Here is a 2,450-nt window from a genome sequence, read left to right on the forward strand (position 1 = left end):
CCCTGCAAGGGTGGGGCTCGGGGTGGGTAAGAGAAGGTCGGGCTCGATGCCCGGCCTTTTCTTTTTGCGAAGCAACTCGTTGAGCTCGCACTCACCCCCAACCCCTCCCTTGCAGGGAGGGGCGTGCTCGAAAGCGCCCGACTCACCTATCGATGTAGGGAAACCCGGGTCGGGTGGGTCGACGCGAGACCGGTAAGTAAGCGGTCGACCCACCCTGGAATGAAGCGTCGAAACGCTCGGGTATCTCCAGCATTGCAGCCGGCGTGCCAGTTCGCAAGAGGCGCGCATTTTCGGCGTTTTAGGTGGTTAACGAACTCAGGCGCCGATCGGCCGCTGTAAATTTTCTCGACAGGGGCGGTGGCTGGTATCGCCCTGCCAGACATAATCCGTTCATCGCACATTCAGCCCCTTGACTACAGACGTAATCGTGACGATTACACAAGTAGTCAGCGAGGGACCTATGACTGAACGGATCAGCGAAGCCGAGCAAGCCGTGATGGAGGTTCTCTGGGAGGAATCGCCGCTCACCGCGCAGGAAGTCGCCGAGCGGGTTCCCGCCGAGCGCGACTGGAGCGCCAACACCGTCAAGACGCTGCTCGGCCGGCTGCTCGCCAAGAGCATCATCGGGCATGAGGAAGACGGGCGCCGCTATCGCTATCGCCCGCTGGTCGACCGCGCCGACTTCGTCGTCGGCGAATCGCGCCGCTTTATGGACCGGCTATTCGGCGGCAAGCTCACGCCCCTGGTCGCGCACCTCGCCGAGCGGGATGCGATCACCGACCAGGACATCGCCGAGATCGAGGCCCTGCTGCGGGAGCTCAAGTCATGATCGGCTGGGCCATCGAGACCTTCGTCGCCACCAGCCTGCTGATGCTGCTGGTGCTCGCCGTCCGCGCGCCGGTGCGCAAGAGCTTCGGCCCGCACATGGCCTATGCATTGTGGCTGCTGCCGGTGGCGCGGCTGCTGCTGCCGCCGCTGCCGCAGAGCTGGCGCGAGCAGGCGGTGGCGCCGGTCGCCGCGGCGAGCGACATCGTTGCGGTCTATTTCGTCGAACCTTTGGGTGCTGCGCCGTCGGCGGGGGCGGAGGGCAGCTTCGGGCTGTGGATGGCGATCCTGCTCGTCTGGGGACTCGGCGCCGCCGCGTTCCTCGCCTGGCACCTGATCTCGCACACGCGCTACACCGCCAATCTGCTGCGCCGCGCCCGGGTCGACCGGACGATTGCGCAAGGGCGCGTTCGCGTGATCGAAACCGACGCCGCGCACGGGCCGCTCGCCTTCGGGGTGTTCCGCAAATATGTCGCGTTCCCGCGCGATTTCTCCGAGCGTTACGACGAGCAGGAGCGCGACCTCGCGCTTGCCCATGAGCTGGGCCATCATATCCGCGGCGATCTGATCGCCAATTGGGTCGCGCTGATCGTCCTCGCGCTTCACTGGTTCAATCCGGTCGCTTGGCGGGCGTTCCGCGCCTTTCGCGCCGATCAGGAAATGGCCTGCGACGCCCTCGTGCTCGCCGGCCGCGCCCAGGCACTGCGCCATGCTTATGGCCGTGCGATCGTCAAGTCCGCGCATGGGGGTGCGGTCTCGGCGGCATGTCACTTGCACACCATCAACGAAGTCAAAGGGAGGCTACGCATGCTTTCGAAGACCCGTCCGTTTTCCCCCACCCGCGCTGCCGCAGGATTGATCGGCATCGGTACCGTCTCGGTCGCCGCGCTCGCGCTGACCGCGTCTGGCACCGAGGCTGCCGAGACGCTCAAGGCGAAGGTCGAGACCGTCACCGGGGTGGCGCTCGATCAAGAACTGCCTGCGCCGCCCGCGCCGCCTGCGCCCGCCGCAGCGCCCGAGACTCCCGAGCCGCCCGAGGCGGCCGACGTGCCTGAGGCGCCGCGCAAGCCGCACGTCTATCGCATCAACATGAACGAGGATGGCAAGAAGGACGGCAAGAAGATCCGCAAAATGGTGATCGTCCGCGCCGACGGCAGCAAGGACGAAGTCGTGATGCCGGTCATGGATCCCATCCGGGTCTATGCGCCGGAGATCCGCGACGGCAAGTGCGGCAAGGGCGAACCGTCGGTCAAGCACCTCACCGACGGCGACAAGAAGATCATGATCATCTGCACCGACCGCATCGAAGCGATGAGCGAGAACGCCACGCGGATGGCGATGCGCAGCAAGGCGTTCGGGCTCGAGAGCGCGCGGATGGGCCTGCGCATGGCGCGCCGCTCGCTCGAAGCCGAGACCGATCTGTCGGCGGAAGAGCGCGCGCGGGCGCTCAAGGGAATCGCCGAGGCCGAGGCCGAACTGGCCAGGCAGCACGACGAGGATTGACGAGAGGGGAGGGGCGTCCGCAAGCCCCGCGGACACCCTTCACGAACGGGGCCGGCTGAACTCCTTCGCAGCCGGCCCCGTTTTCGTTTGGCCCCCCTCCCTGCAAGGGAGGGGATAGGGGT

2 protein-coding genes are annotated in these 2,450 nt (G+C 66.4%); both read left to right on the forward strand.

Annotated elements, in window-relative coordinates; genetic code table 11:
• Nucleotides 1-460 precede the first annotated feature (460 nt).
• Entirely contained in the window at nt 461-829 is a 369-nt protein-coding gene (locus AC3WJI_RS21545) for a BlaI/MecI/CopY family transcriptional regulator (protein ID WP_492759360.1), read from the forward strand.
• Entirely contained in the window at nt 826-2,328 is a 1,503-nt protein-coding gene (locus AC3WJI_RS21550) for a M56 family metallopeptidase (RefSeq protein WP_492759361.1), read from the forward strand. The genes AC3WJI_RS21545 and AC3WJI_RS21550 overlap by 4 nt, the downstream gene beginning before the upstream one ends.
• Nucleotides 2,329-2,450: the final 122 nt, after the last annotated feature.

It is taken from the genome of Sphingomonas sp. FW306-1B-B10E, assembly GCF_058782005.1.

Coding starts and splice junctions, on each gene's coding strand:
- AC3WJI_RS21550 (WP_492759361.1), top strand. CDS start 826: ATGATCGGCTGGGCCATCGAGACCTTCGTCGCCACCAGCCTGCTGATG.
- AC3WJI_RS21545 (WP_492759360.1), top strand. CDS start 461: ATGACTGAACGGATCAGCGAAGCCGAGCAAGCCGTGATGGAGGTTCTC.